Origin of the sequence: Corallococcus sp. AB049A (genome assembly GCF_003668885.1) — a bacterium.
Lineage (GTDB): Bacteria > Myxococcota > Myxococcia > Myxococcales > Myxococcaceae > Corallococcus > Corallococcus interemptor.
The window spans coordinates 1-5,450 of sequence record NZ_RAWL01000520.1 but is presented as its reverse complement, the minus strand read 5'-3'; the positions used below and the strand labels follow the sequence as shown (position 1 = coordinate 5,450).

The 5,450-nt window shown below is 67.4% G+C and carries 5 protein-coding genes and 1 pseudogene; 2 read left to right on the top strand and 4 right to left on the bottom strand.

Features of this window, described 5'->3' with window-relative positions; translation table 11 throughout:
- The first annotated feature begins 144 nt into the window (after positions 1 to 144).
- Positions 145 to 813, top strand: coding sequence for an IS630 family transposase (locus tag D7X55_RS35105; protein ID WP_121725330.1), 669 nt, complete (start codon positions 145 to 147; stop codon positions 811 to 813).
- A gap of 181 nt (positions 814 to 994) precedes the next feature.
- On the opposite strand, the gene D7X55_RS35100 is transcribed toward D7X55_RS35105, so the two are convergent.
- Positions 995 to 1,528 carry a hypothetical protein gene (locus D7X55_RS35100; RefSeq protein WP_121725329.1) on the bottom strand — a complete coding sequence of 178 codons (534 nt, stop codon included), beginning with the start codon at positions 1,526 to 1,528 and terminating at the stop codon, positions 995 to 997.
- Between the two features lie 6 nt (positions 1,529 to 1,534).
- A pseudogene (locus tag D7X55_RS35095) lies at positions 1,535 to 1,963 on the bottom strand (transposase); the annotation flags it as partial.
- Between the two features lie 741 nt (positions 1,964 to 2,704).
- Between D7X55_RS35095 and D7X55_RS35085 the strand changes: the two are divergent.
- Positions 2,705 to 3,010 (top strand): hypothetical protein, encoded by a 306-nt coding sequence (locus D7X55_RS35085; RefSeq protein ID WP_121725326.1) that lies wholly within the window; start codon positions 2,705 to 2,707, stop codon positions 3,008 to 3,010.
- A gap of 3 nt (positions 3,011 to 3,013) precedes the next feature.
- On the opposite strand, the gene D7X55_RS35080 is transcribed toward D7X55_RS35085, so the two are convergent.
- Together D7X55_RS35080 and D7X55_RS35075 are read right to left on the bottom strand one after the other, a co-directional pair.
- Complete coding sequence (locus D7X55_RS35080) at positions 3,014 to 3,988, bottom strand: NADP-dependent oxidoreductase (RefSeq protein WP_199747291.1); 975 nt, start codon at positions 3,986 to 3,988, stop codon at positions 3,014 to 3,016.
- Positions 3,989 to 4,123: 135 nt separating this feature from the next.
- Positions 4,124 to 5,450: DEAD/DEAH box helicase (locus tag D7X55_RS35075; RefSeq protein WP_147470330.1), on the bottom strand; the 1,327-nt coding region annotated here is incomplete at its 5' end.

Sequence of the window (5,450 nt, the reverse complement as noted above, 5' to 3'; positions counted from 1 at the left end):
AGGGCGATCCGCTTGGCCGACCCCAATCTCGTCAGCGCCGCGAACTCGAGCACCGGCTCCCTGACGAACTCACCAGGGCGATCCGCTTGGCCGACCCTCACGCGATCCATGCCCCCGGTCCTTGACAGAAAAAAAAGGTGATGCGTGCCGAGCCTGGACGCCCAGTACGTCCAGCGAATGGAGGACGTGCTGGCCCTGTACGAGAAGCCACTCAATCGACGTGAGCCTGTCGTCTGCTTCGACGAGCGGCCCGTGCAACTGCTGGACTCCAAGCGAGACATGCTGCCCATGCATCCAGGTGCTGTCGCTCGGCGTGACTACGAGTACATCCGCTGCGGCACCGCCAATCTCTTCTGCGCGGTGGAGCCTCGGACGGGGCGCCACTTCGTGAAGGCAACGCGCTGCCGCAAGGCCGCTGATTTCGCGGAAGCGTTGCGGGACCTGGCGCACCGCTACCCCAAGGCCCGGAAGATTCACCTCGTGCTGGACAACCTCAACATCCACACGCGGTTCTCGCTGACGCGCCGTTTCGGATGGAAGGAGGGCCTGCGCCTGTGGAGCCGCTTCTGTGTGCACTACACCCCGGTGCATGGCAGCTGGCTCAACCAGGCTGAAATCGAGGTGAGTCTCGTCTCGCGCCAGTGCCTAGGACACCAGCGGGTCGCTTCAGTCGAGACCCTGCGCGACAGAGCTCGCGCCTGGGAACGTGATGCCAACCGCCATCGCGTCCCCATTCGCTGGGGCTTCACCACTGCCAAGGCCCGTTGCACCTTCCACTACCGGCCGGAGGACTTCATCCGGGACGAGTACTAGTCATACAGCTGCAGTTTGAACCGCGCCTTTCTGGCCCGGTAATGGCACTGCCTGGCCACGGCTTGGTGGTGGCGTCGCCAGCGACTCCGTTCCAGGACGTGAGCCAATGGAGCCACCACGCGCAGCAAGAGCGCTATCAGAAGCGCTCGCACTTCCTGGACGGAGTAGCGGACGAAGGCCGTCAGTGAAGGCGGCGCCGGGCGAGAAACGCACGCATGGGGTTTCTGCGCCTCGGCAGGCCGAGTGCTTTTGGGGGCAGGCCCTCTTGGAGTTGCAGATTGGCCAGGGCACGCGCGGCTGCGAGAAAGACGTGGGCCACCAGGCACAACGTCATGTGCCGATGCCTGGCCGTCCAGGTGCGCGCTTCATAGTCAGCGAGGCCCACCTCGTTCTTGGCGGATTCGAAGTCCTCCTCCGCCGCCCACCGACTGCCTGCCGCGCGCACCATCGACTTGAGCGAGGCATTGCGTCGAGCGTGGGTAACGTAGAAGGCCACCTTCCCGTCCGTGCGGCCTCTGCGAGATAGCAGCCACCGTGACAGCCCCAGGTGCCGGTTGAGCCGCATGCGCGCCCAGTCGTAAGGACGCGGGCCCTTGGTGCCCGCACCCGCGGACAGACGCACCCAGGCCTCCGGCGAGACTTCGTGCACCATTTCGCCCGGCTTCACCTGGTAGAAGCCACGCCAGACGTGCGTGTTGGAGGCCACCGCCAGCACGTAGGGCTAGTGCAAGTCTTCGAGGAAGCGGCGCTGCCCCAGCGCCCGTTGCAGCATGCCTTGCGCGAGGGCCGGTTTGGACTCGAAGCCCACTTCGTCCGGAATGCCTCCCGCTTCGCGGCGGGCTTCGTCCTCCGTCCACGGCTCCGGCAGGTACAGCTCCCGGTCCACCAGCGCATGCCCCAGCGGTGTCACGTACGAGAGGAAAACGCCTACCTGCGCGTTCTCCACCTTGCCCGCGGTGCCGGTGTACTGGCGCGCGACGCCCACGGACTTTTCTCCCTTCTTCAGGAAGCCCGTCTCGTCCACCGCGAGAATGCCTCCTTCGCCCAGCATCCTGCGTGCGTACTCCAGCACGTCATCTCGCACCGCATCCGCGTCCCACTTCGCACGCAGCAGCAGGTGCTGGAAGGCGTAGGGCGCTCGATGCCCCGCATCCTCCGAAAGGCCCTACACATTCTTGCGCTGCGCTCGTCCCAGCAGCGCCTTCACGTACTCGACCGCGGTGGTATGCGCCTCGCGCCTGCGGAAGTGCGGCTGCAGCCAGGCGCCTACTGCGTCCAACTCCGTCACGAGACGGCCAACCAGCCGGACTTCCGGTGCCTGCGCTTCTGTGGCCGATGGCTGCTGCGAGGGAAGTCTCGCTCCTCCCCCTCCCGCTTCTTCAACAGGAGGAAGGCTGCGGGGCCTTCCGAACTACAGCTGTAGCAGTAGGGCGGGTAGCGCCCTGGTGGGCCCGCCCATGGCGCTCCGGTGCGCAAGACCCACAGAATGCCGCTGAGCATATCCTGAGGGTCACGCCAGGGACTTCCTCCCTGGGCGCTTGTGCGCTGTCGCTCGGTCCCGGGTATGGTGCGGACGAAGGACTTCCCACTGCGCGTCGGTCAGCTCCATCTAACAGGGTCGATTACACTCCCTGCTCGCTGTTGACCCCTCTGTGACTCGTTATGCGATGCGTTCCAGCCTGCGGCATGGGGCGGCGCACGGCGGGACTACAGGGTTCGAGTCGGGATGTCGAACCTGAGCTGTTCCTGATGGTTGGCTGGTAAGGGCGCGACTCTGCTGGGAGCTCGTGCCACCCGGCGCGGGTTCGATCCCCGGCTCTTGCGATGGATTGGGTCCCCGTGTCTGGCTTTCGTTCAAGCGTCAGCGGGATTCGCCGCTATCCTTGTCGCCATGACCGGACCGCGAGCGAAGACCTGTGCGACCTGCGGGCGCGTCATCGCCGCGCATGCCGTGTACTACCGCTTCTCCCTGGTGCTGGAAGGGGAGCAGGACCTGCTCGACCCTTCGGATGACCTGGAGGGCAATCCCGCTCAGGCGCTCGCGGAGATCGTCCGCCGGCTGGATGAAGGGTCCGCGGATCCTGGTGAGCTGGAGGCCCAGGTGCACTGGGAACGCAGTGGGGTCGTCTGTTCCCAGTGCCGCTCCGTGGCGGTGCGGATGCTCAACACCGCCACGGTCGACCCTGAACCGCATTAGCGGTCACTGAAGCTTCATCGCGTACTTGCCCAGGTGGTGCTTGAGCACTTCCTGCTGCGCCTTCGCGGCCTCCTCCAATGCGTACAGACGGCTGATCTCCAGGTGGAAGGGGCCTGCCTCAATCAACTCGTTGAGCCGCTTCATCACCTGAGGCGTGGGGATGCCGTCGTAGGCCTTGGCTTCAATGCCATCCGGACCCTTGGGGGCTGGCTCCACTCCGTTCGGGTACGCGATGCGCCCTCCCTTGCGGACGTTCTTGAGCAGTGGCTCCGCGGCGTCTCCCCTCGCCAGCACCAGCGCCGCGTCGAAGCCGTCAGGCGCGAAGTCCCGGCTGACCTTCTCCAGGTCCTTCTGGTGGCCCTCCGCGACCGCGTCCGCTCCCAGCCTCCGTGCCAGCTCCACGCCGTCTTCTCCCGACGCTACCGCCAGCACCTTCGCGCCCAGCCTCTTCGCGAGCTGCACGGCCATGTGGCCAATGCCTCCACTGGCGCCGAAGATGAGCAGCTTCTGCCCCTGTTTGATCTGCAGGTGCTCCTCCAGGCCCAGGAGCCCGGTGAGCCCGTCCGCCGCGAGCACCGCCGCCTGCTCCACCTTCAACCCCTTGGGCACCTTCGCCGCCAGATCCGCCTTCACCGCGACGTACTCCGCGTAGAAGCCTCCCTTGCTGCTCATGAACGCGGACCCGTACACCTGGTCCCCGACCTTGAGGTCCTTCACGTTCTTGCCCACCGCGGCAATCTCTCCCGCGCCGTCGGCTCCGGGCACGTAGGGGAACTTCGGGCCGCCGGGGATCATCTCGGCCATCTGGCCCTCGCGCTCCATCCAATCCCAGGCACCAATTCCCGCCGCCGCGACCCGCACCAGCACTTCGTCGTCGCCACAGGTGGGAACGGAGATGGTCTTGATGCCCAGGACCTCCGGGCCGCCGAAGCGGTCGAGCGCCGCGGCCCTCATCTTGTCGGGAATGGATGCTGGCATGCTGTGACTCCCTCTCGGATTGAACGGTGTCCTCCGAGACGATGCGCACGCCCCGCGTGACGTTCAGCGTCACCGGCTCCACGCAGGCACGGCGGGGGAGCGGACTGCCGCTCCACACCCCGCCGCGGAATGTCCTCAGTCCAGCAGCTGCATCAGGTCCGCTCGCGTGAGCGCGGCGCCTCCCGTGGCGCCTCCGAGCGCGGCCTCGAAGAGCGCCCGCTTCTTCTCTTGGAGCAGGAGGATTTTCTCCTCCACCGTGCCCTGCGACACCATCCGGTAGACCATCACCGGCCGCTGCTGCCCGATGCGGTGCGCCCGGTCCGCCGCCTGCGCTTCCACCGACGGGTTCCACCAGGGGTCCACCAGGAAGACGTGGTCCGCCGCCGTGAGGTTGAGCCCCGTCGCTCCCGCCTTCAGCGAGATGAGCATCACGGGCGCTCCCTTCTCGTCCTGGAAGGACGCCGCCACCGCGCCCCGGTTCGCCGTGCTTCCGTCCAGGCGGATGAACCCGATGTCCGCTTCCTTCAACGCCGGCTCGATGAGATCCAACATCGACGTCCACTGCGAGAAGACCAGCGCCTTGTGCCCGTCCGCCACCGCCGTGCCGAGCGCCTCCACCAGCGCCTGCACCTTCGAGGACGTCCGCGCCTGCTGCCCCGGCACCAGCGCCGGATGACAGGCCGCCTGCCTCAGCCGCAGCAGGGCCTCCAGCGCCTTCAGCACGCTGCCTCCCTCTTCGAGCTGCGACACCACCTCCTCGCGCGTCGCGGCGTGGACCGCGTCGTAGACGGCGCGCTCCTGCTCCGTGAGGGTGACGTGCCGCACGGCCTCCGTGCGCGGCGGCAGCTCCGGCGCCACGTCGCGCTTGAGCCTTCGCAGCACGAAGGGCCGGATGCGCGCGCGCAGGGCCTCCGCGGCGCCCTTCTGGTTCTCCGACACCGGCCGGGACCAGCGCTCCTCGAAGGCCTTGCGCCCTCCCAACAGGCCCCGGTTGGTGAAGTGCATCAGGCTCCACAACTCCTCGAGCCGGTTCTCGATGGGCGTGCCGCTGAGCGCGATGCGGAAGGCCGCGTCCAGCTCATACGCCGCCCGGGCCACCTGGCTGTCCGGGTTCTTGATGGCCTGGGCCTCGTCCAGCACCACCGTGTCCCACGTCCTCGCCGCGAGGATGGCCGCGTCCAGACGCAGGAGCGCGTACGTGGTGAGCGTCACGTCCGCGGACTCGTCCAGCGTGCGCCCCACGCCGTGATAGACGCTGACCTTCAGCGACGGACGGAAGCGCTTCACCTCCGCTTCCCAGTTGGGCAGCACGCTCGTGGGCGCCACCACCAGCGTCCCCCGGCCCAACGTGCAGATGGTCTGCAGCGTCTTGCCCAGGCCCATGTCGTCCGCCAGCACGCCCCCCAGGCCCGCCTGCCTCAGGAAGGTGAGCCAGCTCACGCCCTGCAGCTGATACGGGCGC